The following is a 26,790-nucleotide window of genomic DNA, read 5'->3' as shown; positions in this document are numbered from 1 at the left end:
GCCATACTGCGCTATGCTCAGGCTTATTGAGTAGTACATCAGAAAGTGCGGGGCGGGCATAGTGTTAGGCCGCCCCGTCATTCCGGGAATAGCTGGCGAAGAGGCAGGCAATTAAGGTTACGGGTTAATCCGATATAATTAGATAATACGTATAGGGAATAGCTTATTGTTTTAATAGTGATTTTGTCTGCAGGCGGCTGCACACCAGAGTGTCTGTGAGTCACTGTAAAGCGGAGCACTGGCCCAGAACCGGGGCAGGGTGATACACCGTCATGCGTCACTTGCCTGGTAACCTAACCGGTGATGCTGACACAAACGATTTCAAAGCAGGTGATGTGCTATGATCCTGCAGAACCAAAAAAGAGATTCTTATACTCCCTTTATAATAATGAAAACCAGAGAGGAATGGTTAACTTAATGAGCTTATTTTGGATCCCGGTTTTGCTGCTCTTAGGCTGTCTTGTCCCTCTGGTGGCACAGCGGCTAGGCAGAAATATTTGTACAGGGATGACTATGCTTGCGCCTGCTGTAGCGCTGGCGAAGATAGTGTCGCTCGCTCCACAGGTCTTAGCAGGAAAAACTGTTACCGAATATTTTCAATGGATGCCCAGCGCGGGATTAACACTGTCCTTACGCGTTGACGGGCTGGCGTTGTTGTTCGCTCTGCTCATACTGGGTATAGGGTTGCTCATTATCTTTTATGCACGCTATTACCTGTCCGCAAACGAGGCGGTCGGCCGTTTTTATGCCTACCTGATTTTATTTATGACGGCCATGCTCTCAATTGTGCTGGCCAACAACCTGCTACAGTTGTGGATGGCCTGGGAAATAACCAGCATCAGTTCATTTTTGCTGATAAGTTTCTGGTCGTTTAAGTCTGAGTCGAGAAAAGGCGCACGCATGGCGCTGACTATCACCGGAGCCGGTGGGCTTGCACTGCTGGCCGGGATGCTGCTCATTGGTGATATTGTTGGCAGTTATGATCTGAGTAAGGTGCTAAGTAGCGGTGATACCATCAGAGATCATGCGCTGTATCCTGTGGTGCTGACACTCGTGTTGTTAGGCGCCTTTACCAAATCAGCGCAGTTTCCGTTCCATTTCTGGCTACCGCACGCCATGGCAGCCCCTACGCCGGTCAGTGCTTACCTGCATTCTGCAACCATGGTTAAGGCGGGTATTTTCCTGCTTGCATTACTTTATCCGGTATTGGCCGGCACCGAGCTGTGGTTTTTTGTTGTGAGTATGACGGGTCTGATGACTTTCTTAATCGGGGCCTACATTGCGCTGTTTAAACACGATCTTAAAGGGCTGCTGGCGTATTCAACAATTAGTCACTTAGGCCTGATTACCCTGCTTCTTGGCATGAACACGCAATTATCTGCTATCGCCGCACTGTTTCATATAATGAATCACGCGGTGTTCAAGGCGTCACTGTTTATGGCCGCGGGGATCATTGATCATGAAGCGGGCACTCGCGATATGCGTAAACTCAGCGGACTCTGGCAATTTATGCCGCACACCGCCACACTGGCCATGGTATCGGCCGCATCTATGGCCGGGATCCCGTTATTTAACGGCTTTCTATCAAAAGAAATGTTTTTTGCCGAAACCCTGGAGCAGGTTACGCTGGGCTCGTTATCCTGGATGATTCCTGTTCTGGCCACAGTTGGCGGCGTGTTATCAGTTGCGTACTCCTTGCGCTTTATTCACGACGTATTTTTTAACAAAGAACCCGATGATTTACCGAAAACGCCTCATGAACCGCCCCGCTATATGAAGGTGCCGGTCGAGCTGCTGGTTGTACTTTGCTTAATGGTAGGAATGTTCCCTGACTTTATGGTCGGTGACATACTGGCAATATCATCGACATCGTTGCTGCCAAATCAGCCCTTGCCCGATTACAGCTTATCGATATGGCATGGTCTGAATCTGCCGCTGCTGATGAGTGTCGTGGCAATTCTGGGAGGGCTGCTGGTCTATGCATATCGTCAGCGGCTCTATCGCTTTCAGTCCCAATTCTCAGAAACCGATGCTAAGTTAGTTTTTGAACGTGGCATTCAGGGAGTGGTAGCGCAGGCCAGCCGTCTGAATAACTGGTTGAGTAATGGCTCGCTGCAGCGCTACGTGGGCGTGTTGTTGCTGCTGGTTATTGTTGTTACCGCGATACCGCTTATGCAGCTAAACAGCGCGGCGGGCCGGGTGCCCCATCAAAGCGTCAATGGCATTGAAATTACCCTGGCAGTCTTGTTGTGTATCAGTGCAGTGGTCACCGCGGTTTTACACAAACGGCGAATGGTTGCGCTTATCACAGTGTCAGTCGTTGGTCTTGTCGTGTCGGTAGCCTTTGCGCGCTTTGCGGCGCCGGATCTGGCGTTAACGCAACTGGCAGTTGAAATTGTAACGGTGATCCTGCTAATGCTGGCGCTGTTCTTTTTGCCGCAAAAAACGCCGGCAGAGTCATCACCAGTACGAATTGTCAGAGATCTGGCTATCGCTGCGCTGCTCGGCGGCATAGTTGCAACCATCAATTATGCGATGATCACCCGCCCGCTGGACAGTATTTCCGACTTCTTTTTGGCGAACAGTAAAACCGGTGGGGGCGGAACCAATGTCGTAAACGTGATCCTGGTTGATTTTCGTGGCTTCGATACGCTGGGTGAAATCACGGTATTAGGGATTGCTGCACTGGGAATATTTAAACTGCTAACCCGAATTCGACTGGCTATGCCATCGGCTAACGACAAGGGGATTGCCTGGTCGGAAGATGCCCATCCGCCCGTATTAGTGATGATTTCACAAAGTCTGTTGCCCCTTGCTCTGCTAGTGTCGGCCTTCATTTTTATTCGCGGGCACAACCTGCCAGGGGGCGGGTTTATCGCCGGCCTGGTGACGTCTGTTGCACTGATTCAGCAGTACATTGCGCACGGGGTTGACTGGATTAAGCCACGCATCAAAGTAAATTATCAGAACCTGATCGCGTGGGGTGTGCTGATGGCGGTATTGACAGGTATTGGCAGCTGGGTCTTTGACCGCCCCTTTTTGACATCGTGGTTTGATTACTTTGATATTCCGTGGATAGGCGAAATTGAGCTTGCCAGTGCCATGATTTTTGACCTTGGTGTTTATCTGACGGTGGTGGGGGCGACTTTATTAATTCTGGCGAATCTGGGCAAGCTGACGACTGAACACCGGCCAACTGTGAGGGACGAATAATGGAATTGTTGTATTCCCTGTGTGTGGGGGTGATGACCTTTAGCGGCGTCTTTTTGTGTCTTCGTGGCCGTACGTTTCCCGTTGTTGTCGGCCTAATCATGCTGGGCTATGCGGTAAATTTATTTTTGTTCTCAAGCGGACGATTGAGCCTGACCGGTGCCGCCATACTCAAAAAAGCAGAGAATTATCCGGATCCTCTTCCTCAGGCTCTGGTGCTGACGGCTATTGTGATTGGATTTGCAATGATTGCTTTTATTGTCATTTTATCGATGCGTGCGCGGGCAGATCTTGGCAATGATTATGTCGACGGCAAAGAGCCGCCGGGTACGCCTCGTGGCGGCGACGTGCACCGGAGTAAATCAAAATGATGGCACATCTTCCCGTATTGCCAATTTTAATCCCGTTGCTTGGTGGCCTGCTGCTTCTGCTACCGCCTTTTGCGGGTATAGAGCGCTATGTTAATCGTCGTATTGGCGTAACGCTGCTCATGTTATTGCACATTGGTGCTACGCTTTTACTGATGTTTCAGGTTAGCCAGCAGGGGCCAGTCATGTATGCCATTGGCGACTGGCAGGCGCCCTTTGGCATTATTATGTTTGCCGATCCACTGGCGGTAATACTGGTATTGCTTACCGGGTTTCTGGGGCTGGCCTCGACCTTGTATGCCTTTGGAGGCACTGACCGGGAAGGACGGTATTTTCATCCGCTGATGCAATTTCAGCTTATGGGGATCACCGGTGCGTTTTTGACGCACGATTTGTTTAACCTGTTTGTGTTTTTTGAAGTGCTGTTAATCGCCTCCTATGCACTGCTGATCCATGGTGGAGGGAAACAAAAAACACTGGCAAATGTGCACTACGTGATCCTGAATCTCGTAGGCTCATCGCTGTTTTTGTTTGCGCTGGGCACGCTGTACGGCACCACAGGCACGCTGAATATTGCGGACATGTCGCTTAAAATCAGCAGTCTTACACCCGGCGAGCAGGTCATTGCCGAAGCAGGCGCTATGTTATTGCTGGTCGTCTTTGGTCTCAAGGCGGCGATGTTGCCGCTGCACTTCTGGCTGCCGCGCACCTATGCTGCTGCCAGTGCGCCAGTAGCCGCGCTGTTTGCCATCATGACCAAGGTCGGCGTGTACGGCATATTTCGTGTATACACCGTGGTATTTGGTGACCAGGCGGGAAATCTGAGCGACGTGATCCAGCCATGGATCTGGCCCCTGTCCATTGCTACTGTGTTTATTGGCACCGTGGGGGCACTGGCCAGCCCACACTTAAGAGGGCTGGCAGCAAACCTGGTTATTATATCTGTGGGGACATTGCTGATGGCGTTTGCTATTCGTACGCCCGAAGCCAGCGCCGCCGGCTTTTATTACCTTATCCACAGCACACTGATATCCGCGGCCTTGTTTTTAATTGCCGATATGATTGGCCGGCAGCGGGGGAAAGCGGAAGACCGGTTTGTAATTGCCAGAAAAGTTGAACAGCCAGCGCTGCTTGGTCTTCTCTTCTTTGTCGCGGCAATGGCCATTGCCGGGCTGCCGCCCTTTTCCGGCTTTATTGGTAAGCTGGTTATCTTGCAGTCGGCCGCAACCGGCAGTGATAAATTCTGGGTGTGGCCGGTTATATTAGTGTCGAGTTTGCTTAGCATTGTCGCACTGTCACGTGCCGGCACAACGCTGTTCTGGCGCCACGCTGGCGAGCGTGACAAAGCCGATGAATCAGTGGTGTCGTACTGGCAGATCAGCGGTGTCCTGTTATTGTTGCTGGCCTCACCAGTCATTGTGGTATTCGGTGCCACTGTCACCGACTATACCGGGCAAGCTGCGCAGCAACTCCATGATTTGAGCACGGCCGTGCGTGTACTGCAATTGCCGGGGGCTCAGCCATGAGTATGCTTTCACGCATCATTCCAAAACCAGTAACCAGCTTTTTGCTGCTGGTGGTGTGGCTAATGCTTAACGTCAGCGTCAGTCCGGGTCATATTCTTCTGGGTGCCGTGTTCGCTATAATTATTCCGTTACTGTGCGCACCACTTCAAATCCCTCAGCCGAAGGTTAAACGGCCTTTCAGGGCAGTTCGGTATGTACTGATGGTCGCCGGCGATATTATTGTGGCCAATGTCCAGGTTGCTATTCTTGTCATCGGTCCCATGCGGCGTATTAAGCCCGGCTTTATTGCTGTACCGCTGGATCTGGAAGAAGACTTTCCTATTACGATACTGGCCAACACCGTCACCATGACACCCGGCACACTCAGTGCCGAATTGTCGAAAGACAAAAACTGGTTGTATGTGCATGTGCTGAGCATGCCGGACGATGAGCAGGAAATAATATCGTTAATTAAACAGCGGTATGAGTTAGCGATCAGGGAGATATTCAAATGTTAGAGCATGTCGTGATTATTGTTGGCGGTATGATAAGCGTTGCCCTGGTACTGAATCTGTGGCGGCTGCTTATCGGTCCGGATCTGGTCGACCGGATCCTGGCGCTGGACACCATGTATATAAACAGTATTGCGCTAATTATGCTGTACGGTATGTATCAGGGCACTTCGCTGTATTTCGAGGCTGCGTTGTTGATTGCCATGCTGGGGTTTGTCAGCAGCGTTGCGTTTGGCAAGTATATGCTGCGCGGCGACATAATCGAATAGGGTAAGGTATGAGTTTCTGGGTTGAAGTGACAGTGTCGGTGTTACTGCTTATAGGCGGCACCTTTGTGCTGGTAGGCTCGATAGGCTTGCTGCGTCTGAAGGATATTTATTGCCGTCTGCATGGCCCGACCAAGGCGACAACGGTAGGGCTTGGCGGTATTTTAATCGGCTCGGTTATATATATGTCGCACCTTCATGGATACCTGACGCTGCATGAATTGCTGATCACTTTGTTTTTAGTAATAACAGCGCCCGTTACAGCTATGATCCTTGCGAAAGTGGCCATGCACCACCGGGCAAAAATGATGGATAAAACCCGCAATCAGCACATGGTGATAACAGCCAGGGCGCAGCGCCCGCCAGAAACAGAGAACGAGGCTGACGACACTAAATAGCGGCACGACAGGCCGCCACTTAGGTGTCACGGGCAGGTTCGCCGGTTATCAGCTACTGGTGCGGCTCACCGTAAATGTCAGACTGGAAAAGTACGTTTCATAGTCGGCGCGGTCGTTATTTTCTACTGGAACCCCCCAGACCACGTTAAGCTTGACCGGACCGCTTTCAGTAAAGTGAAAGGTCGCATTGCCGTTTTTGTCAGTGGTCAATGTCTGTATCTGATGACTGGCCTCACCCAGTGGCATGGCATCAATCATTGCATTGTGCAGGGGCTCACCGCGAAATAATACCTGCACCGGTAACGCGCCGTCTTCCTTCAAACTGGCAGGATGCTGAAGAGGAATAATTTCAAGTGTGTGGCCGATGGGGCGGGTAACGGTGTCGGACAGCGTATTGCCTATTTGTACAATGCTTTTGGCTTTGCGGGAGTATATTTCCGTACCCGGAGTATTACTTAAGTCATTTTCACGTCTGTGGGTCTGAATTTGCTTAAGGCCTTCCTCTTCTAAATAACCATTAAATTTTTCCGCGTCAAGCGTACTTACGCTATGGTAGCTTTCAAACCCAATTACATAGGAGCCGGGCTTACGCTTCTGTAGTTTAGCAACGCCGGGCATAAATCCTGATCTTGGAATAATGCTGGCGGCCATATCGGTCACGCCTGTTGATGAATAACTGCGTAGGGCAACAACTTTATCCCAGGTAAGATTCCAGTTGTCGGCATCCTTATTGTGACCCACTTTAAACTGAATCGGCACAGACGTAGCCGACTCATAATAGAACTGACCGGGCTCCAGCCAGAAGTCATGTGCGTGTAAATGCGGGGTAAAGGCCGTTAGCAGGCAGCACAGACCGATAAATTTCAATTTCACCCTGTTCGTCATTATTGTTTCCTTCAAACATACGTATCGATGGAAAAGATACGTTTGACCGGTGAAATTGGATGCAGTTGCGCCTTCTCTGACAAAGCGCGCCGTTCAGAGGCACTGCACGGCGCGTTTAGTCGTTAATTAATCATGTTAAGGGCGCGTCGAACAACGACAGGGTTGCATGCTAAGCAAACCAGTGTCGGGTACGATTGGCAAACCACACCAACGATAACATTACCGGCACCTCTACCAGTACGCCCACTACCGTTGCCAGAGCCGCGCCGGAGTGCAACCCGAATACGGAAATGGCCACCGCGACCGCCAGCTCAAAGAAGTTCGATGTGCCAATCATGCACGCTGGCGCCGCGACGTTATGCGGCAGTTTCAGCTGTCTGGCCAGCAGGTAAGCGATAGCAAAAATACCGTATGTCTGAATGAGCAGTGGAATGGCAATGAGCACGATCGCCTGCGGCTTCTCTATAATGGTTTCTGACTGAAAGCCAAACAGCAGGAAAACAGTGGCCAGCAACCCGACAATGGACCAGGGTTTCATTGCGGCTAAAAAGTGGTTGAGTCTGGAATGATCGTCAGCCTTATCGAGCTTGTTGCGGGTAAGGGCTCCGGCAACCAGCGGGATAACCACATACAGCACCACCGACAGCAACAGCGTGTCCCATGGCACGGTAATATCTGTGACACCCAGCAGCAGTCCTGCGATAGGTGCAAACGCAAAAATCATTATGACATCATTGATGGACACCTGTACCAGCGTGTAATTCGCATCACCTTTGGTCAGCTGACTCCAGATAAATACCATTGCTGTGCAGGGCGCGACGCCAAGCAGGATCATGCCAGCAATATATTCTGATGCCGTTTGTGGATCGACCCAGTCGGCAAACAGGCCTTTAAAGAACAGCCAGCCCAGCAGCGCCATAGAAAACGGCTTGATCAGCCAGTTAATCACGAGCGTGAGGATCAGGCCTTTTGGCTTTTTGCCCACATCTTTAATGGAAGAGAAATCAACCTGTACCATGATAGGATAAATCATCAGCCAGATGAGTACTGCAATCACCAGATTCACATGTGCGTACTCAAAAGCCGCGATGGTTTCAAATACGCCAGGCACCAGCATGCCGGCGGCCATACCAGCTAAAATAGCCAGAGCCACCCAGACCGATAAATACCGTTCAAATAATCCCATGTTTAACTCCTATAAAGAACGCTGATTGACCCGGGCACTGACCTCATCTGCGCTTTCACAACGCTCAGAGTAGCGGTCGACAAAGTAATCTTTATTGCCGCGCAGCAGCAACGTGAATTTCACCAGTTCCTCCATCACATCAACAATGCGGTTGTAGTAGGATGAGGGTTTCATTCGGTTGTTATCATCAAATTCCAGAAAGGCTTTCGGCACAGATGACTGGTTGGGAATCGTGACCATACGCATCCAGCGTCCCAGCGTTCGTAGCTGATTCACCACATTAAACGACTGGGAGCCACCGCATACCTGCATGACCGCCAGTGTTTTGCCCTGCGTTGGGCGTACGCCACCCAGGTTAAGTGGTACCCAGTCTATCTGACTTTTAAAAATACTGGTCATCGACCCATGGCGTTCAGGTGAACACCATACCTGGCCTTCCGACCACATCATTAGCTCACGAAGTTCACTGACTTTGGGATGGTCGGCACTGACGGTATCCGTTTGAGGCAGGCCGTTAGGGTCAAAAATCGCCACCTCAGCACCAAAGCGCGTAAGCAGACGCGCACACTCTTCAATCACTAAGCGGCTGAAGGAGCGCTCTCGCAACGAACCGTATAGCAGAAGAATTCGGGGCGCGTGTTCCACAGCGCTACCCTGAATCTTGTTCTGATCAGGGATATCGAGCAGCGCCGACTCTATATTGGGCAGATCAGTGTCCTGAATCATAGCTTACTTATTCCTCTTTCATTGAGTGCATCGCGCAAAGGCTGTCCCCGTAGCTGTTGCTCGGCAAGGGGAATGAGCGTCTTTACCCGCTGTCTGATGGTATTGATGCACTCGCGAAATGCGTGTTCGGTTTCTTCATCGCTACCTTGTACTTTCGACGGATCGCTCAGCCCCCAGTGTACTTGCACAGCATTGCCGAACCATACCGGACAAGCTTCATTGGCCGCTGAATCACAGACCGTAATAACCAGGTCAGGAGCAAAGTCTTCAAGCTCATCCCAGGACTGACTGTGCAGCGAGTCAGTTGCAATGCCCGCTTCGTCCAGATAATGCAGCGACAGTGGATGCACGGCACCGGCAGGCTGGCTGCCCGCACTTTTGGCGACAATCAAATCTGGTGCAAGATGATTGGTTATCGCCTCAGATAAAATACTGCGGCAGCGGTTGTGGGTGCAGATATATAAAATTTTCATTTGCTCATTCTCTTTAACAGCATTGGGTTAAGTCAGCGGGTAAGCGCGCCAGTGCAGGCTTGATAAGGTCCGAACTGGCGCCGGTACTCGTTATGATGATCGATTTGGCCCAGTCAGGAAGGTCGTCGGCAAGACGATAGAATACCCATTTGCCACGACGCTCGGTGTTAACCAGCCCGCATTTACGCAAATCGGCGAGGCAGCGTGAGGTTTTGGGTTGATCGATATTAAGTGCCGCCATCAGATCACACACACATGCTTCACCGATTTCATGAATAAGCATGAGCAATTGCAGCCGGTGTTGATCTGAAAGACATTTAAACAAAGTAACAGGTGTCATAATTCATATGCTTTATTTTACATATGTATATTTTTGCATGTGAAGAGGCATAACACAAGTGCAATATCGGCAACAAACGCCCTGTTCAGGTCAGGGGGGCGCTGCCACTTTTCTCTTAGTCGTATTGTTCCGCCCGTTTACTTTCAACCAACGTGATGAACTTGTCTGCCTGAAACCGCTCACAGTGAAGTATGTTTATTGCGCCCGACATTGTTCCTATTTCGATAGCGAATTTTCCACGTTGCCTGACAAACGAAATATCAGCTAACCGAAGCCATACCGATTTTGAAAAAACAGGCGACAGGCAAACTGACTGTTCGCTTACGCACAGTTTTGCACCGTACAATAGCTTCAGAAACAGCAGTCCTATTACTACTTTACCAAGGTCAAATAATGAGAGCGGCGAGTTTACTTCTAATGTGATTATGACAATAAGTGTCAGCAGAACAATAAGTGATGAAATCGGGTATGCTCTGGCCATCAGGCTGTCCTCCATTAAAAGAGCCCGAAGGCTCTGAGTTACGAACAGATCATATCGCCGACATCCTGTCCCAGCGCTACACCCAGCGTAAATCCACCCGCCGCGCCAAAGCCGCCACTGAGATAGCCGCCGATACCACCACCTAATAATCCACCGGCTACCATAAAACCGGCTTCGCACCAGCCAGCACCGCTTACCTGACCAATGTCTGAATCGCTTAACACATCATTAATTTGCGTCATAGCAAATGCCCTCTGCCAGGATTGCGCCGAAGGAATAGCCAGCACTAAATCCCGCAACACCACCGGCGGGACCGAAAATCAGCCCCAGCGACCCACCAATTACGCCATAACTTAACTCAAACGCGTTGGTGCATGCATCACCACCGCTCACATCATCAACTTCATTTAGCTCTTTCATTTTCTGTCCTTAGAAAGTGACGCCTTCATGTAAAGGCCATCACAGAGTAAACGAAGCTAAGCTATTCGGATACTGGCCATAGGTGCAATTCTAACGGCTGTTTAAGAGTCTGCTTACTTACTCGTTTCAAGCCACAGTGCTGACCTAACTGCTGGGTGGGCGTTTATTGGAAGCTTGCTACCCCGGGTTTCTTGGATGAATTCTGGAACTTGCCCACTTAGCAAACTCTGTAAATGAGCAAGTCTGTGATTGGCCTTTGCCTTCACCTTCGATCACGCGATAGGTTAAAACGTACTGATCTGTGTCGTAGTCTTTACGCTGATCTGTTACCTGGCGTACAGACCAACGTGGGCCTGGCTTATTGTTTGTATAATAAGCGCCGAGCTCAAGCTCGGACCCGGCAATCAGTTCTTGATGTAAGATTTCGTCGGCCAAGTCAATGATATGCTTGATTTGTTCATCACTCGCGTCAATAACCAGCTCTGAGCGCGCTATAGCCGCATGAATATGCCGCATTTTTATCCGTCGGGTATCGGGGTGATATCCGGCTTCGTGGTATTGCATAAGACTCTGTGGATATCTTCTCCATACAAACAGGTTATTAAAAATAAGTGCAATGGCGAAAAGGATAAAGCAGTTAAACAGAGTGGGTGTCACGATATACCAGTAGCCAAGATCTGCGATTGCGTCTCCGCCTATCACAGCGGCCAGCGCTGTTGCGCCACCCGGAGGATGCAATGAGCGTGTTAAGTGCATAACCAGTATGGACACCGAGACGGCCAGTGGCGCAGCCAGGTAGATGCCTTCGACATAATAAGCACAGGTGACACCGATAGCGGCAGAGAACAGGTTGCCAGCAAACAGTGCCCAGGGCGTGGAGAGCTGGCCGTGTGGCACTGCGAACAGCAACACCGTAGCAGCGCCCATCGAAGGCAGAATAGCGACAGCGCCGGTTGAATCGGTAAATAAAGCGGTGATGGTGAAGCAAGAGAAAATGGCTATCATGCCACCTAGCGTCGCGACCGCCTTTTCCGATGCGACAACCTTACTCTGAATGCCAATAAAACGAAGTACAACTTGAAACATGGCGTCGACAAAGCCTGTATGCAGATCTTGAAAAAAGAAGCATATCATCCATTGCGACACACTATTATCGAAGTTGCAGAGGCTAACCTATTTTTCTGTCGACTCTCGGCGAGATTAAGACCTTCCAGTAGTTTATGATGAACAGAAGGAACGCTAATGACCATAGAGCAGCGACAAGAATTAGCGTCTGAGAACCAAAAAAGGCAGGAAAAATCGCCGTTAATACCCGCAGCAGACCGGCGATAGCAATGCACGCCAGCGACACGGTAGTAAACCGGTTTGCTAATAGGGGGCGTCCTGTATGCCCCAGGCTTACACGCGATATCATTGCCAGGATCATGGTCCCCATTGCGCCACCGGCCAGGGCATGAATGCCGGCGCTCATTGTCACCCCAAAGCCTAAGAAGTGAAGTGCCAGTAGCCCCTGGCCCACGGGAATAAATCCGTAGCCTATATGCAAAGACCAGACTAGCGGCAAAGCCCATATTTGATGTTGATACCAGTGTACAACCCGAACTGCATTAGCGCCGGCGGCAATCAGCAGGGTCAGACCAGCGACTAGTCTGAATGCTTCGTCATGGTTACCTAGCAATAGCAGTGGAATAGAAAGCCATGAGACCAGGTAGATACAAACGTTAAGCCACCTGACCGGTGAGACGCATTCAGTTTGCGTTCCGCTCGCTGTGAAAAGGGGGATAATACGCCCGCCTACAATTATTATCATTTGGCTAATAAGCAGAACTGCGCCATACATGGCACTCATTTGAATGAATAGATTTTCTACCTCCACGCCATACTGCGTTAAGCCACTCAGCGCTCCGAGAAAAAGCAGGGCCGGTATAAAAAAATAATTTCTTTTATTGCGGGCTTTTATCAGCAGCCTGGCAAAGAAAAAAGCGGCCAAACTGTAAAACCCTACGTTCATTATCATGACAGGAAAAGCAAGCGCAGGACTGCCAAACGCCATTCCGAACCTGGCTGCTAACCAAAGACACACCAGCACCTGCAGTACTTTGCCATGCATGGCCCGTAGTCCCGTCCAGTTTTGTACAGCCGTAAGCAAAAAGCCTACGACAATGGCTCCGGCGAAGCCGAACAGCATTTCATGCATATGCCAGAATAAAGCATTGTCCTGCGGCAGGACACTCACCAGTAAATAGCGCTGAAGTACCCAAATAATAATCGCGCTTGCGCTGAAAATAGCTCCAAGCAGGAACAAAGGACGAAAGGCCTGTCTCCAGATTGGTGCATGTGTTTGCAACTCAGACGGGGTGTTACTCATGTTAATTTACCTGCCGTCCCAACTGTTTCAAAGACACCAGCCTCGTCACGTAGGACACCTTAAACAGACCTGCAAGAAGGATTTGTGCGATATGCAACATCGCGATGATAAACAGGGGAAATTTAGATTCAAAGCCGTAGGCGAGCGTCGTACAGATAGCGAAAGCCAGAAGTGTCAGCAGCATAGAGAAATTTGACGCGCGAAGTAAAAAGCCGTGACTCATAACATACATCCTATTTGCATCTTTCAATAAGTGCATATTAGATGTATGTTTTAATGCAGTCAACATATGAATATGTGTCGCGCATGAACCGTCAATGCGCACAATGGACTTGAGGAGTGTTATCTTGCAACTAACCAGATATACAGATTATGGCCTTCGCGTACTCATCTATCTTGCGCTTTTACCCCACGACAAGCGAGCTAGCATTGATGAGGTATCTGACATGTACGGCTTATCAAGAAATAACGTAAACAAGCTCGTACATCATCTTGGAAGAGCGGGAGTGATTGAAACTGTGCGCGGGAAAAACGGGGGGATCCGGCTATCGCGAAAACCTGATGAACTAAACCTTGGTGACATGGTGAAGTTGCTCGAAAAAAACCTTAATATCATTGATTGTCAGTCACCCGCTTGTCTGATCTTGCCGGCATGCCGGCTCAAAGGAATTTTTGTGCAGGCCACAGAAGCTTTTTTGAATGAATTGTCGAAATATACCCTGAACGATTTGCTTGGAGAGAACGCAGCCCCTCTGAGACAAATACTGGACATTAGTTAGCGCGGTTTGTGTATCGGCAACGTTGTAACAAGCTGGCAATCGATGTTGGGATGCCTTAAAAAGCTGTATCCATGGGCAGAAAAGAGATAACTCCTCCAAAACTGACTGACACCTTTTACTTGATGATGCGTCCCTGCATTATCAGTGCGATACGTTGTACTAACGTGCCAGAAAGTAACGTTTTTCTTTTTAAGGACGATGCGAATAGGTCTATCATCACTCAGCGAGCCCAAAGTCTGCGATTTAGGGTATAATTTTTATTGGCTTGGGTAGCGCAAGCTGTGTCTGGACACTTACTGTTGGATTATTACTATGCAGTCAATTGCTATTGTGCTGATGGGCATTGTCGGAATGCTTATCGGCTGGTTTGTTTATTCAAAGTTTATTGCAAACCACATTTTTAAGCTTGATGAAAACTTCGAAACGCCTGCCCATGAACTGAACGACGGCAAAGATTTTGTACCGACTAACAAGGTAGTTTTGTGGGGACATCACTTTACTTCAGTAGCCGGCGCGGCGCCCATTGTCGGGCCAGCGATTGCTGTCTATTGGGGCTGGGTGCCAGCCGTGTTATGGGTGGTGTTTGGTACCATTCTGTTTGCCGGGGTGCACGACATGGGGGCGCTGTGGGCCAGTGCCCGGCACAAAGGGAAATCCATGGGGGCACTGTCAGAAAGCGTGATTGGTAAGCGTTCCCGTGCGCTGTTTATGATCGTGGTATTTCTGGTACTACTGATGGTTAATGCGGTGTTTGGCGTAGTCATCGCCAATTCATTTGTTTCCCAGCCAGATGCGGTATTTCCTGCCTGGACAGCCATTGCTGTCGCGCTGATTATCGGTCAGCTTATCAAGCGCAACTTTAAACTCATCCCTTTGTGTTTTATCGGTATTCTGGTGTTGTATGCCTCAGTGTTTGCGGGCAGCTATATCCCAGTTGCGCTTCCCGAGACCCTGTTTGGGCTGGCCGACACGGCCAACTGGATTATTATTCTGTTTATTTACGCAGCTATTGCGTCGCTGCTGCCGGTCTGGATGCTGCTGCAGCCCCGCGACTTCATTAATGGTATGCAACTGCTGGTGGGGCTGTTGTTGTTGTACGGCGCTGTCTTTTTCTCGTTGCCGGATATTACTGCCCCGGCGTTCAATTCACAGACCGCGACCGAAACACCCAGCATAATACCGCTTTTATTCGTTACCATTGCCTGCGGGGCGGTATCGGGCTTCCATGGCATAGTGTCCTCCGGCACCAGTTCCAAGCAACTGAACAAAGAAACCGATGCCCGGTTTGTCGGTTACCTCGGAGCGGTTGGCGAAGGCTCGCTTGCACTGATCACCATCATCGCGGTGAGCGGTGTAACCCTGGCAGCCTCACCTGAAGAGTGGCATGCAGTGTACTCTCACCTTGGCGCAGGAAGCGTAGATGCCTTTATTAAGGGCGGTGCCAACCTGATCGCGAATGGCTGGGGGCTGCCAGTGGAGTTTGCGTCGACCATTCTGGCTGTCATGGTAGTGCTGTTTGCGGGTACAACCATGGATTCGGGGGTCAGGTTACAGCGTTATATTATTCAGGAATGGGGTGATATCTATAACCTGAATGTTCTGAAAAAAGGCGCTGTCGCTACGCTGGTGGCGGTCGGTAGCTGTTTGCTGCTGGCGTTTGGTGCGGGCGGCTCATCAGGCTCCGGCGGTATGATCATCTGGCCGCTGTTCGGCTCAACCAATCAAATTCTGGCAAGCCTGACCTTGCTGGTGATTTCTGTGATGCTGATTAAACTCAAACGCCCCGCTATTTATACGCTGGTGCCCATGGTGTTTGTTCTGGTGATGGCGTTTTTTGCCGGGGTGATAAAACTCAAGGAGTATTGGCTGGCCGACAATTATCTGCTGGTATTTTTAGACGCCGTGGTGCTGATTGTGTCGGTACTGGTGATGCTGGAAGCTGCCGCAGTGATTAAGCGGTTTCGTCGCGGCGACTAGGGCCTGCGCCAGACGTTTAAACGGCCATCACTGTCTGCTGAGAAACTGAGCCACCCAGAGCGCGACAACGTAGACATCCATACTTTACGCCTGACTGCCGGTCGCGCTGTCAGTGCATCAGGCGTGGTGGCAACGAATCCGCAACATCAATGTTAAACAGGACAGGACCTATGATGCGACAGAAACTCGTTTTTTCAGCACTACTACTGGTAACTTCAACATTTACACTGGCGCAGTCTGCGCAGAACACGCAGGTAACCATGACAGGCAGCCAGGGCACCGAACTCACCGGACAGGCACTGGCTACCTTCGACCACCCCTGGGCAATGACCTTTTTACCGGACGGGCACAGTCTGGTGACAGAGAAAACCGGTGCGATGTGGCTGCTGGACAAAAATCAGCAGAAACTGGCATCGGTATCGAATATGCCCGACACAGTAGCGCGTAATCAGGGCGGACTGGGCGATGTGATCATTCATCCTGATTTTGCCGCCAATAACACCATTTATGTGTCCTATGTTGAGCGTGACCCAGACGACGACAGATACAGTGGTGCGGTGATCGAGCGGGCCACATTAACGATCACCAACGACAAGGCAAGTCTGGCAGATCGGAAAATTATCTGGCGGCAGTCACCGAAAATGACAGGCAACGGTCACTATTCCCACCGTATGGTGTTTTCACCGGACGGCTACCTGTTCGTCACGTCGGGAGAGAGACAGAAGTTTACGCCGTCGCAAAATATGGCAATGAACCTGGGAAAAATTCTACGATTAAACGAAGACGGCAGTGCACCTGAAGACAATCCTTTCTATGGCAATGGCGCTGTCACCGAGCAAATCTGGACACTGGGTCACCGTAATCCGCTGGGTATTGATTTTGATGCCCAGGGGAATCTGTGGGCGCATGAAATGGGACCGCGCCATGGCGATGAGCTAAACATCATCGAAAGGGGGCGTAACTATGGCTACCCCATGGTTTCCCAGGGTGATCATTATTCAGGTGTCAAAATTCCTAACCACGAGGATTATCCGGTATTCAAAGCACCTGAGAAAGCCTGGGTGCCTGCTATCAGTCCGGCCGGGTTCATTATTTACCACGGCAAAAAACACAGTGACTGGACCGGCGATGGCTTTATCGGCGGACTCTCTTCCCAGGCGTTGGTGCGCGTTACCTTTAACCAGGGCGACAATAATGACTGGGACGTTAAAGAAGCCGAGCGTTACGAGTGGGGTATGCGAGTCCGGGAGGTTGAGCAGGATAATCGCGGTAATATCTATGTGCTGGAAGACGGCGGCAACGGCCGTTTGTTGAAAGTGCAGCCGGCAATGTGACACAACCGCACTAATACATTGTTAACTGACACCTGCTGTCGCTCGCAGCGGGTGTCAAACAATGTGTCCAATAGGTCGGTACCCGTGTGCAGCAATGAGTATCAAAGGCGACGTAGAGTCGCTTTTTTGTTAGCATGAGAAATAAACGGAAAACAGAATGTGCTCACCGGATGTGGCTTAAACTCTTCATTGCTGTCGTGCTGACCTGGCTGAACTTCTGGTTGTTGCCGTCACCGCTTAATGCGATTTTTTTTGGAGTAGCGCTGTGGTTTGCGGCACATCTTTTTCCCATTCGCTATCCCTCGCGAGAGCGTGTCGTTAAGCAGAGCCGTAATGGGCTGGCAGTCTGGCCTACGTTGTTGATATGGCTGGGACTGGTGCTGGTAACGTGCGCGCTTCTGGTGTGGGTGACTGGCAAACCGACTAACTGATATAGTGACGATGAACGACATAGTTTTACTTCTGGAAAATTTCCTCGGCCTGTTTATTGAGTCAGCGCCGTGGCTGCTGCTCGGGCTGCTTATCGCCGGGATTATGCATGAGCTTGTGCCGGTCTCGCTGCTGCAAAGACACATGGGGAATGCCAGCCTGTCTGCCATCGTGAAATCGGCGGTTATCGGTGCACCGCTTCCGCTGTGCTCCTGCGGGGTTATTCCTGCGGCAGTAGGTCTGCGCCGTAGTGGTGCATCAAAACCGGCAACGGTCTCGTTTCTGGTGTCTACGCCAGAAACCGGTGTCGACAGCGTTTCGGTCTCGTATGCATTGCTTGGTCCTCTCTTTGCCATTGTACGTCCGATTGCGGCAATAATCAGTGCCATTTATGCCGGCATACTGGTGCGCCTGTTTGCCCGCGAGGCATCGCAGTCGCCACGGAATACAGTAGCGACCGCCTGCTGTTCTCACAAAACGGCACCCAAGCCCGAACCGGAAACAGTGAGCAGCTGTTGCGACAGCAAGGCAACGTCATCAAGCTGTGATACTCAGGCCGGTACTCAAAAGGCGGTGTCAGCACAGCGAAGTAAACTGCGTAATGTGCTGGCTTATGCCAGTGGTAACTTACTGGATGACATCATCATCTGGCTGCTGATTGGGCTGGCGCTGGCCGCCGTTATTCAAACCTGGGTGCCGACTGATTTTCTTACCCGGTGGGGCGACGGGTTGGTCGCCATGCTGGTGATGGCCGTTATCGGCATTCCCATGTATATCTGCGCAACGGCTTCTACGCCTCTGGCAGTAGGTTTTCTGGCTGCAGGCTTGTCGCCCGGCGCGGTGCTGGTATTTTTAATGGCAGGGCCTGCGACCAATATTTCCACCATGGGCATGATCATGCAGGAAATGGGGAAACGCACACTAAGTCTGTATCTGTTTGCGGTAGTCAGTGCCAGTATTGTGGCCGGCTATGGGCTGAATGCACTGGTTACAGGCTGGGATTTGTCCACTTATATCAGTGGTGCCGCACAGGCGCATCAGCATGGCGGCGGTATTATGCAGGCTATCTATAGCACATCTGCGGTAGTGCTTGGTGCGCTGATAATTCGTAATGTGTGGCGACTGATAGCGGAAAAGTTATCGCCAGTGAATACTCACTCCGACTGCTGCCACTAGGGAAGATGCGAACAAGTCTACCGTCACTCAGCGAGGCCTGAAGTGCGTAGTTGCAAGGCAGGTTTTGCAGGTAATGGCCTGCGCCCGCCACAATACTACTGAATTAACGATATTTGTTTTGTCACCGTATCGGATTGCAGGCCAAAATGGCCCAGGCTGTAGGTAAAGGAGGCGTCTTCGTTCCAGATACGACTACTGTGAATACCGCCGACAGTACAGGTCCCGGACGAACAGACAATCTGGTCGATATAACTTTTTATCGAGTACACCTTATCTCCGAGCGGTATGCCGTATAAGCCATCTAAAAAGGGGCTTTGCACAGACAGGCCGTAATACCCACAGGTACTGTTCCAGACATTGTACGGGTAAACACCGCAGCTCCACAGGCCCCGCATCGCCCCGGCTATCCCCACAAAGGTGTCAACGTAGGCAGACGCCGCCAGTTTATCAATTTGCTGCGCCGCCAGTGTGACCCCCATTGAATGACCGATGACATCAATTTTCCCAGTGCAGGACTGACTAATCGCAGTATTAATGGCAGTGCGAACCGGTGTTTCTTCGCTGCCGTTATGGTTATTGCAGGCCGGGCAGGATGACAGCCCCCAGTCAGGTGTGAAGATATCCTGCTGACCGTACCCGTCTGCAAGTAGCGCATCTACGGTATTTTCCCAGCTTGAAGGTGATGCTGCATTGCCGTGTACCAGTACCACGCTGTCGCGACAAACTGCTGCTGCACTTGCTGATACCAGCAGTAGCAGACCTAACGCGACCAGTTGCCGACTCATTATTTTCAGCTTCATATTGCACCCTTTTGTTAATAAGTTGTTATCAGCGTAGGGGCGCAGCCGCGACCCTGCCATAGTACTTTGGTGCGTAATACGGTTTTGTCCGCAAGACTTGTACATACCTGTGAGTCACGCATAATAGGGGCCTGCCAAACGAACGCCGTCTGCGGTTTCAGGGATAATGTTTTTATTAATTGTATATGTGCTTATTGCACTGGGGTTTTCTTTTCTGTGCTCTATCGCCGAAGCGGTGATCTTAAGTGTGTCATCGGCCTATATCTCGGTCATGGAAAAAGACCAGCGCCCCAGCGGCAAGGTGCTGAGAAAGCTGACAGACAATATTAACAATCCACTGTCTGCCATTCTTACGCTTAACACCATCGCTCATACCATGGGTGCTGCCGGTGCGGGTGCGCAGGCAGCGGTTGTGTTTGGTGAGGCCTATCTCGGTGTTATTTCTGCTGTGCTGACACTGCTGATCCTGATTTTCTCGGAAATCATTCCCAAAACGCTGGGCGCAACCTACTGGCGCGCACTTGCGCCGCCAACGGCGTATTTTCTGAAGTACCTGACTATGCTGCTGAAGCCCTTTGTTAAAATGTCGGCCTTGCTGACCCGTGGCTTCAAAGAAGACAGTCCCTTGCGGGGGCTGAGCCGCTCTGAGCTGCATGCGATGGCAGAGCTGTCCGGTCAGGAGGGGCAGCTGGCCAACCACGAAGCGGCATTTTTGCAAAGCCTGCTGAGTCTGCATGAGCTGAAAGTGAAAGATGCCATCACCCACCGGACAGCGCTGTTTTCGGTTGCCGAATCTATGTCGGTGGAAACCTTTTTCCATAAGTATGCCCACATTGAGTATTCGCGTATCCCGGTTTACGAAGACAAGGATTCTGAGAATGTCACCGGCTACGTCATGCGTTCCGAACTACTGGTGGCACAGGCACGGGGAAACACGGATAAACCACTGAGTGCCTATGCGAAAGATCTGGTCACGATTCTGGGGACGATGCCCTTGTCCAGTACCTTCGAGCATTTCCTGGACAAGAATGTCCATATGCTGCTGGTCGTCGATGAATACGGTGGCCTGGAAGGTATTCTGACGTTAGAAGATATGCTTGAGCGGCTGCTGGGTGTGGACATCGTTGATGAGAAAGACACTACTGTAAGCATGCGCCGTCTGGCTAAAATGATGAGCCGCCGACGCGAGCGTATGATGCTCAAGAATGTGCCGGATTCATCGCTGGGAAAAAGCGATGAACCGACAGGCTCAGATCGCTCGGGAAACGAGCAATAAAGTATCTGCGTGCTACCTGACAAGTCACCTGCTGTGTTTCAGACTGACGTCAAAAAAATCCACACACATAAAAAAAGCTGACCATGTTCATGGTCAGCTTTTGTATGATGGGTGACTACCTGCTTCGGCTTAGCTTTTCTGGCTCTCAATCCAGCGATTGATTTTTTCTTCCAGAATAGTCAGCGGCAGCGCACCAGTACCTAACACCTGTGCATGGAAGGCCTTGATATCAAAGGCATCGCCCAGTTCTGTTTCTGCCTTTTCACGCAGTTCCTGAATTTTCAGCGCGCCGACTTTATAGGCCAGGGCCTGTGAAGGAATAGCGATGTAACGCTCGACTTCCGCCACAACCTCAGTACGTGTCATGCCAGAGTTGTCCAGCATAAAATCAATGGCCTGTTCGCGGCTCCAGCCTTTGGCGTGGATGCCGGTATCCACCACCAGGCGCATGGCGCGCAGCTGTTCATCCTGCAATGTACCGTAACGGTTCCACGGGTCGTCAAAGAAGCCCATTTCATAACCCAGAGTTTCCGCATACAGCGCCCAGCCTTCGACATAGGCCGTATTACCACCAAAGCGCATAAAGGCAGGCAGCGCCTCATTTTCCTGCGCCAGACTGATTTGGAAATGGTGACCCGGGGCCCCTTCGTGTAAGTAAAGGGTAACATTGCCGGTGGTCAGGCGGCTGGGCAGGTCATAGGCGTTAAAGTAGAATGTGCCAGGACGTGAGCCGTCCGGCGTACCGCTCTGATACGAGCCGCCGGCGCTGAATTGCTCAATGGCCGGATCGTAAGGCTTTATTTCCAGCTCTGACTTGGGCAGCAGCGAAAAGTACTCGTCAATTTTCTGGTCGACTTCCTTACCGATATCGTAATAACTCTGAGTCAGTGCCTCACGACTCTCTGGTTTGAATTTCTCATCGGTGCGCACGTAATCAAAGAATTCATTTAACGTACCGTCAAACGCGACTTCCTCCATGATATCCAGCATGTCCTGTTTGATACGTTTCACTTCGCTTAAGCCCAGGTTGTGCAGGTAGTCCGGTTCAAGGGGCAGTGTGGTGGTGCGTTCTACCATCTGGCGGTAAAGCTTTTCGCCACCTTTCATATCACTTAACCCGATTGACTCACGGGCTACCGGCAGGTACTCATCGCGCAGGAAGTCACGCATACGTTCAGTAGAGTCATATAGCGCTTGTGTGGCGACTTCATACTCTTTAGTGAGGCGCTCTTTTTGTTCAGCCGTAAAGTCATCCGGGAAGTTTTTAACCGGGCCCCAGAATTGTGACTCTTTCATCGGAATCGACAATTGCTTATCAAGTTGCTGGATCACGCGGTCGATAGTCAGCCTGGTTTCCAGCACGCCGGTTTCCATGCCCTCACGAAACATATCAATAGCGCGCTCACCAATTTCTATATAGTCCTCATGACGGGACAGGTTGTTCTCGTAGTCTTCTACTGTCTTAAATGGTGCCGCGCCTTTGCCGCTGGCGAAGGTAGGATAAAATGTGTGAAAGCCACTCATATGGTTGATAGGGCGGACTTCCGTTAGTGCCTCGATTTCATCACTGCTCGCCTTTAGCGCCTGCTGCTGATTATATTCAAATACATCATAGGCAAGCTGGTCGGTTTTGCTTAGTTTGTCACGGTCGATCTGTTCCAGTCTGGCGATGTTCAGCAGGGTGTTTGTGCGTGTCGCAATGCCATGGGCTTCTGTCAGGTAGTCGCCCAACTGATCGGCCCGGCGCATGTCGCCACGAAATAGTCCGGAAATAGGGTTAAGGGCCAGTTCGCGCTCGTTAGAGTCGGCAAACAGGGCGAACAGGCGGTCATGTTCACTTTGTTGTTGCTGCGTTGCGGTCTGGCTGCCGGTCGACGATACGTCTGCCATCACCGGCAGTGCGGCTTGCGTCATTACCGCGCCGCTGATTAATAAAGTTCGAAGTAAGCTCACAGATTCTCCTACACACTCAGTTGTTTATTATCGGTTTTTACCGCCTGCGTTCTACAAGGCCTTAACAGCAGGCGCTGGCTGGTAAAATAGCATGATCGCAATCGATAGTAGCCTACGGATGACGGCCCGTCGATTTAATGGTGAGTTATCAGGGCGTTGCTTTGTAAAGAGATATTTCAACGGCACGGGGCCGGTGAATAGTTTGAGTATCTTGCACGTGCTAACGTCACTGCCAGGTCTGGGCGGGCAGTGGCAGATTTATCAGGCATCACTTAACAGGTGCTGCCACATCGCGTAGTGCATAGCGGCCTTCATTTTAAGCTCGCCGGTAATATTTTCGTCATCAGCCAGTTCAAGGGGAACCGCACTGAGCATTCTGTGCAATGTCAGCGTGCAGACAGCGGCCGCCCACACCTGCGCGAGATGCAGACGCAATCCTGACTCCGATTCCTCCAGTGCCTGGGTGCGTTTTATCATCGGTAGTGTAAAGTGATTTTCAGCCGGAAAGCTGGCTACAGTAACCTTAAAATCCCGCTGAAGCTGCTGATAGTACTCACAGGATACATCCAGATCCTGGCCGGTACGCTCGGCTTCATCAACGGCCGCCTGAGCCTGTTGTAACGTATCGAAAAGTTGCACATGCATTTGCGCAAACCATGGCTCCAGTTTTTCCAGAGCAGGGTGAGGCGGGACTGAGTCGTCGGTCATAATATTAATTGCCGCTGGGCATGGTTGAATGATCTCCGGGCCGCACTACGCGCACCATTAATCTGTTTTAACTTTTTACCGCCGAATTCACCGGCAGCATGATTTTGACACATACGCCAGTATGATCCGGTAAATTTTCGAGCACCACCCGGCCTTTATGATATTGCGCAATCATGTTGGCAATGTAAAGACCAAGTCCCAGGTGCGGTGATTCGCTGGTGGCCTGACGACTGGCTTCAGCACGCACTGACACCATCGATTGCAACAACTGGTCATGCATACCGTCTGGCAGCAGAGGGCCGGGGTTGGTGATGGTGAGCTGGAGCTGACGGTTTTCCAGCCAGGCATGCAGGGAAATCGTGTCATCGGTGTCACTGAACTCGACGGAGTTCGCAATGACCTTGTCGAGCATTTGCGCAAACAGTTCAGGCGAGCCGGTAATCACCGCCGCCTCACACGATAATTTTAGCTGAAAGCGACGGCCTGCATAAGCCTGCTGATAGCCAGCAACACAACCACTCAATACCTTGATGGCGTCAAAACTTTCCGGCTCTTCCTGAGAAATCGCGTGTTCAAGGCGGGTGGCTTCGCTCATAGAGTTCAATATCGTACTCAATCGGCGAATGCCCTCCTGTGCGCGGCCAATAAATACTTCGTGCTCTTTGTTGTTGTCGACCTGATTCAGGGTATCCAGTGACGACTTCACTACGGCAATGGGGGTACGCAATTCGTGTGACAGCCGCGACGCCATATTTTCCAGGTAACTGTTATATTGCTGCAAGCGATCCAGTACATCCTTAAACGCTCGTGACAGATCGCCAATTTCATCGCCCTGGCGGGCGAGTGGCAGGCTGCCAATAATTTTGCCGTTGTCATCGATCACCGCTTCGGTGTCATCGCGCAGTTTACGAATGCGGCTGGAAATACGATTGGCAAACAGTAACAGGCTCAGTGTACCGACCAGCATGACTGCGAGGATGACGTGAAACAACTGCTCCAGTGCCTGATTCCGCAGTGTACGAATACCGTTGGTGGTTTGTTCAACCACGACCGCGCCCATGACCGAATCACCGATGTAAATCGGGTAGGCGGCCGATAATACGACGGCTTTGTTGTCGGGCGTCAGTCGCCACAGCGAGTCAGCCTTACCTTTAAGAGCAGCGCTGATGTCCTGGCCAACCAGGGCATACGCGTCGTCCAGTTCGTCAACAAAATCGGAAGGTGGCTTGGTGAGAATGTGATAATACAGCGGCAACAGCCAGTTCTCTTCAATCCAGCGCCACCATCCGTTACCGCTTTGCTGGCGGCGGGAGACGCGAAAGCCATCCGCTGACTGAATATCACCGGCGCGGGCCAGTACACGTTTATGTTTGTCGACCACCCACACCCGTGAGTCAGCGTATTTCAGTCCGCCTAAGATACGTTCAATTTCCGGTGAAGGCGTCACGACCGTGCCCAGCGCATCGACCTGATTCGGGTTTGCCGTGCCGATGGCATATTTCTTGGTGCCGGTGCGCGAGTCGTCCACATCAACCACCGCAAACGCCAGTGAGCCAGCGGTCATCTCCAATGGGAATCGCAGTTCCACCACGTAACCGTCACTGGTTTGTCGCCAGCGCCCCTGAATTGACAGTGCATTGTCGCTGGCCCGGTAGCGGCTTAAATCCTCGTCCAGCCGGTAAGCATTCACCCACCCCTCCTGATACGGCGCTATAATATAGCGCCTGAGTGTTTCGTCTTCAGTCTTGATGCCAATTAGTAAGTGGTCACTTCTGTCAACAGATAGGCTATTCGGTTTTCTCCATACAGTCACATCGTCTTTCACATCGAACATGGCATACAGAAACTGACCATAGCGTCCCACCATATGAGTAAAAGACAGGCTGGGCTCAGGGCGCGGGTAGGTGGTATCAAACCAGTTCACTACCTGCGCATCGCCATAGTCCCGCATCAGAGGCTGTACGCCTTGCCAGTCATCAAGCTCACCATCAAGGCGAATAGGATTGGGGATAGGCGGCGCATATAAATCGGTACCCGGACGCACGTTTTGCAGGTAGGCAGACTGACTGTCGAATAATGCCGGGCGCTCATGCAGTGCAGTGGCAACGGCCCGCGCTGTGCCGATCATGGTTTGTTCCTGACCAATCCGCAGGTATTGCTCTAACTCCCACACATACTTGTAGCCCAGCCAGGGGATGGCGAATAAAAACAGTGACAGCAGCAAAAGCTGCAGACGAATGGAAAAGCGAATACGCATCAGTTTATTGTTGCCAGCGATAACCCATACCGTACACGGTATCGATATGATCAAAGGTATCGTCTAACTGGACAAACTTTTTACGCATCCGCTTAATATGGGAGGTAATGGTGGTGTCATCCACCACCATCCGTGATTCGTCCATCAACTGCTGGCGGCTTTTCACATGGCCGGGGCGTTTAATCAGGGCATGCAGCATCCAGAACTCGGTGACCGTTAGTGCTACCGGCTCGGACTTCCAGCTTACCGTCATCCGCGACACATCAACATCCAGGTGACCTAACCGGATCTGCTCACTTTGCTGTTTAGGCGTGGCCAGCAGATCGGTACGGCGAAAGAGCGCAGCAATACGCGCCAGCAGGTGGGCAAGACTGATATCTTTGGTCAGGTAATCGTCTGCACCCATGCGCAGTCCGCTAATGGTATCCACGTCATTGTCGCGGGCTGTAAAAAAGATGATGGGTAGCGACTGAGACAACTGGCGTAATTGCTGACACAGCATAAAGCCGCCTTCCATTTCTTCATTCAGGCCAATATCGATGATCGCCAGATCGGGCAAGGTGGTATCAAATGCTGCCGCTGCAGACGGCCGGTCAGAATAGGTATTTACCTGATAACCCTGGCTTTTTAAGGCCGTGGCGTAGTTATCACGGATAGCGGCATCATCTTCTACAAGCGCAATCGTTCGTGGCATAGTCCGTCTCGTCTTACTTCACTGTCACCACTATACCGTATCTGGCCATGGCTTTGCCGGACCCGGGCGAAAAATCCATAAAGGCGCCATGATTTTGCCACATTTTGGGGTGAGCGCGTTCGTTTTTACCGAAGTGATATCGAAGCATCGTCGTACCGGCGAAGGCCGGTACCGCAGTCCTGACCGACTGGTATTTCCGTCTTCCTCAAACTATCAAAGCTGCATATTCAGGATCAGAACCAGGTTACGAAAGGTTAAATATTGCACAA

The 26,790-nt window shown here is 51.1% G+C and carries 28 protein-coding genes; 12 read left to right on the top strand and 16 right to left on the bottom strand.

Going from position 1 to position 26,790, the window contains the following annotated elements; genetic code table 11:
- The first annotated feature begins 417 nt into the window (after window positions 1-417).
- From IE054_RS07965 to IE054_RS07940, 6 genes are read left to right on the top strand one after another with little or no spacing between them, the layout of a single operon-like run.
- Entirely contained in the window at window positions 418-3,213 is a 2,796-nt protein-coding gene (locus tag IE054_RS07965; protein ID WP_189405120.1) for a monovalent cation/H+ antiporter subunit A, read from the top strand.
- Window positions 3,213-3,581, top strand: a complete 369-nt coding sequence (locus tag IE054_RS07960) for a Na+/H+ antiporter subunit C (RefSeq protein ID WP_189405118.1) — start codon at window positions 3,213-3,215, stop codon at window positions 3,579-3,581. Before IE054_RS07965 ends, IE054_RS07960 begins: the two co-directional genes overlap by 1 nt.
- Complete coding sequence (locus tag IE054_RS07955; RefSeq protein WP_189405116.1) at window positions 3,578-5,104, top strand: monovalent cation/H+ antiporter subunit D; 1,527 nt, start codon at window positions 3,578-3,580, stop codon at window positions 5,102-5,104. Before IE054_RS07960 ends, IE054_RS07955 begins: the two co-directional genes overlap by 4 nt.
- On the top strand, window positions 5,101-5,601 hold the full coding sequence (locus IE054_RS07950) for a Na+/H+ antiporter subunit E (RefSeq protein WP_189405114.1): 501 nt from the start codon (window positions 5,101-5,103) through the stop codon (window positions 5,599-5,601). The genes IE054_RS07955 and IE054_RS07950 overlap by 4 nt, the downstream gene beginning before the upstream one ends.
- A complete protein-coding gene (locus tag IE054_RS07945; protein ID WP_189405112.1) occupies window positions 5,595-5,864 on the top strand; it encodes a K+/H+ antiporter subunit F in 270 nt (89 codons plus the stop codon). The genes IE054_RS07950 and IE054_RS07945 overlap by 7 nt, the downstream gene beginning before the upstream one ends.
- 8 nt (window positions 5,865-5,872) lie before the next feature.
- On the top strand, window positions 5,873-6,259 hold the full coding sequence (locus tag IE054_RS07940; RefSeq protein WP_189405110.1) for a Na+/H+ antiporter subunit G: 387 nt from the start codon (window positions 5,873-5,875) through the stop codon (window positions 6,257-6,259).
- A gap of 48 nt (window positions 6,260-6,307) precedes the next feature.
- On the opposite strand, the gene IE054_RS07935 is transcribed toward IE054_RS07940, so the two are convergent.
- The 11 genes from IE054_RS07935 to IE054_RS07885 all read right to left on the bottom strand — a co-directional run bounded on the left by IE054_RS07935 (window position 6,308) and on the right by IE054_RS07885 (window position 13,361).
- On the bottom strand, window positions 6,308-7,144 hold the full coding sequence (locus tag IE054_RS07935; protein ID WP_189405108.1) for a DUF4198 domain-containing protein: 837 nt from the start codon (window positions 7,142-7,144) through the stop codon (window positions 6,308-6,310).
- A 169-nt stretch (window positions 7,145-7,313) separates the two neighbouring features.
- Window positions 7,314-8,330 (bottom strand): ACR3 family arsenite efflux transporter, encoded by a 1,017-nt coding sequence (gene arsB / locus IE054_RS07930; RefSeq protein ID WP_189405107.1) that lies wholly within the window; start codon window positions 8,328-8,330, stop codon window positions 7,314-7,316.
- A 9-nt stretch (window positions 8,331-8,339) separates the two neighbouring features.
- Complete coding sequence (gene arsH, locus IE054_RS07925; RefSeq protein WP_189405105.1) at window positions 8,340-9,056, bottom strand: arsenical resistance protein ArsH; 717 nt, start codon at window positions 9,054-9,056, stop codon at window positions 8,340-8,342.
- Window positions 9,053-9,529, bottom strand: a complete 477-nt coding sequence (locus tag IE054_RS07920) for an arsenate reductase ArsC (RefSeq protein ID WP_189405103.1) — start codon at window positions 9,527-9,529, stop codon at window positions 9,053-9,055. The genes arsH and IE054_RS07920 overlap by 4 nt, the downstream gene beginning before the upstream one ends.
- Window positions 9,530-9,542: 13 nt before the next feature.
- The gene (locus IE054_RS07915; protein WP_189405101.1) at window positions 9,543-9,869 is read right to left on the bottom strand and encodes a metalloregulator ArsR/SmtB family transcription factor; all 327 of its coding nucleotides are present in this window, start codon (window positions 9,867-9,869) and stop codon (window positions 9,543-9,545) included.
- A 115-nt stretch (window positions 9,870-9,984) separates the two neighbouring features.
- Window positions 9,985-10,350, bottom strand: coding sequence for a hypothetical protein (locus IE054_RS07910; protein ID WP_189405099.1), 366 nt, complete (start codon window positions 10,348-10,350; stop codon window positions 9,985-9,987).
- A gap of 38 nt (window positions 10,351-10,388) precedes the next feature.
- Window positions 10,389-10,592, bottom strand: coding sequence for a hypothetical protein (locus IE054_RS07905; RefSeq protein ID WP_189405097.1), 204 nt, complete (start codon window positions 10,590-10,592; stop codon window positions 10,389-10,391).
- Complete coding sequence (locus tag IE054_RS07900) at window positions 10,579-10,770, bottom strand: hypothetical protein (RefSeq protein ID WP_189405095.1); 192 nt, start codon at window positions 10,768-10,770, stop codon at window positions 10,579-10,581. The genes IE054_RS07905 and IE054_RS07900 overlap by 14 nt, the downstream gene beginning before the upstream one ends.
- Before the next feature lie 177 nt (window positions 10,771-10,947).
- Complete coding sequence (locus IE054_RS07895; RefSeq protein WP_189405093.1) at window positions 10,948-11,856, bottom strand: HPP family protein; 909 nt, start codon at window positions 11,854-11,856, stop codon at window positions 10,948-10,950.
- Window positions 11,857-11,938: 82 nt separating this feature from the next.
- On the bottom strand, window positions 11,939-13,138 hold the full coding sequence (locus tag IE054_RS07890; RefSeq protein ID WP_189405091.1) for an NnrS family protein: 1,200 nt from the start codon (window positions 13,136-13,138) through the stop codon (window positions 11,939-11,941).
- Window position 13,139: 1 nt separating this feature from the next.
- The gene (locus IE054_RS07885) at window positions 13,140-13,361 is read right to left on the bottom strand and encodes a hypothetical protein (protein ID WP_189405089.1); all 222 of its coding nucleotides are present in this window, start codon (window positions 13,359-13,361) and stop codon (window positions 13,140-13,142) included.
- A 124-nt stretch (window positions 13,362-13,485) separates the two neighbouring features.
- Here IE054_RS07885 and IE054_RS07880 point away from each other — a divergent pair, with 124 nt between their 5' ends.
- From IE054_RS07880 to IE054_RS07860, 5 genes are all read left to right on the top strand, one after another.
- Window positions 13,486-13,917, top strand: a complete 432-nt coding sequence (locus IE054_RS07880) for an Rrf2 family transcriptional regulator (RefSeq protein WP_189405087.1) — start codon at window positions 13,486-13,488, stop codon at window positions 13,915-13,917.
- Between the two features lie 312 nt (window positions 13,918-14,229).
- Complete coding sequence (locus IE054_RS07875) at window positions 14,230-15,894, top strand: carbon starvation CstA family protein (RefSeq protein WP_189405085.1); 1,665 nt, start codon at window positions 14,230-14,232, stop codon at window positions 15,892-15,894.
- 173 nt (window positions 15,895-16,067) lie between these two features.
- Window positions 16,068-17,228: a PQQ-dependent sugar dehydrogenase gene (locus IE054_RS07870; protein WP_189405767.1), complete on the top strand. Its 1,161-nt coding sequence runs from the start codon at window positions 16,068-16,070 to the stop codon at window positions 17,226-17,228.
- Window positions 17,229-17,398: 170 nt separating this feature from the next.
- Window positions 17,399-17,659, top strand: a complete 261-nt coding sequence (locus IE054_RS07865; protein ID WP_189405083.1) for a hypothetical protein — start codon at window positions 17,399-17,401, stop codon at window positions 17,657-17,659.
- A gap of 10 nt (window positions 17,660-17,669) precedes the next feature.
- Complete coding sequence (locus IE054_RS07860) at window positions 17,670-18,833, top strand: SO_0444 family Cu/Zn efflux transporter (RefSeq protein ID WP_189405082.1); 1,164 nt, start codon at window positions 17,670-17,672, stop codon at window positions 18,831-18,833.
- A 95-nt stretch (window positions 18,834-18,928) separates the two neighbouring features.
- On the opposite strand, the gene IE054_RS07855 is transcribed toward IE054_RS07860, so the two are convergent.
- Complete coding sequence (locus tag IE054_RS07855; RefSeq protein WP_373293863.1) at window positions 18,929-19,618, bottom strand: esterase/lipase family protein; 690 nt, start codon at window positions 19,616-19,618, stop codon at window positions 18,929-18,931.
- A 181-nt stretch (window positions 19,619-19,799) separates the two neighbouring features.
- Here IE054_RS07855 and IE054_RS07850 point away from each other — a divergent pair, with 181 nt between their 5' ends.
- Window positions 19,800-20,909, top strand: a complete 1,110-nt coding sequence (locus IE054_RS07850) for a CNNM domain-containing protein (RefSeq protein WP_189405077.1) — start codon at window positions 19,800-19,802, stop codon at window positions 20,907-20,909.
- A 129-nt stretch (window positions 20,910-21,038) separates the two neighbouring features.
- Here the strand turns inward: IE054_RS07850 and IE054_RS07845 are convergent, their stop codons facing one another.
- The 4 genes from IE054_RS07845 to pdsR all read right to left on the bottom strand — a co-directional run bounded on the left by IE054_RS07845 (window position 21,039) and on the right by pdsR (window position 26,521).
- A complete protein-coding gene (locus tag IE054_RS07845) occupies window positions 21,039-22,862 on the bottom strand; it encodes a DUF885 domain-containing protein (protein WP_229805039.1) in 1,824 nt (607 codons plus the stop codon).
- A 261-nt stretch (window positions 22,863-23,123) separates the two neighbouring features.
- Window positions 23,124-23,570, bottom strand: a complete 447-nt coding sequence (locus IE054_RS07840) for a hypothetical protein (protein WP_189405071.1) — start codon at window positions 23,568-23,570, stop codon at window positions 23,124-23,126.
- Between the two features lie 67 nt (window positions 23,571-23,637).
- Complete coding sequence (pdsS, locus tag IE054_RS07835; RefSeq protein WP_189405070.1) at window positions 23,638-25,827, bottom strand: proteobacterial dedicated sortase system histidine kinase; 2,190 nt, start codon at window positions 25,825-25,827, stop codon at window positions 23,638-23,640.
- Window positions 25,828-25,831: 4 nt separating this feature from the next.
- Entirely contained in the window at window positions 25,832-26,521 is a 690-nt protein-coding gene (pdsR, locus tag IE054_RS07830; RefSeq protein WP_189405069.1) for a proteobacterial dedicated sortase system response regulator, read from the bottom strand.
- Window positions 26,522-26,790: the final 269 nt, after the last annotated feature.

The organism is Alteromonas halophila (assembly GCF_014651815.1).
GTDB lineage: Bacteria > Pseudomonadota > Gammaproteobacteria > Enterobacterales > Alteromonadaceae > Alteromonas > Alteromonas halophila.
Note: the sequence above shows the minus strand (reverse complement) of the source record. Positions and strands in the feature narration are given on the sequence as shown.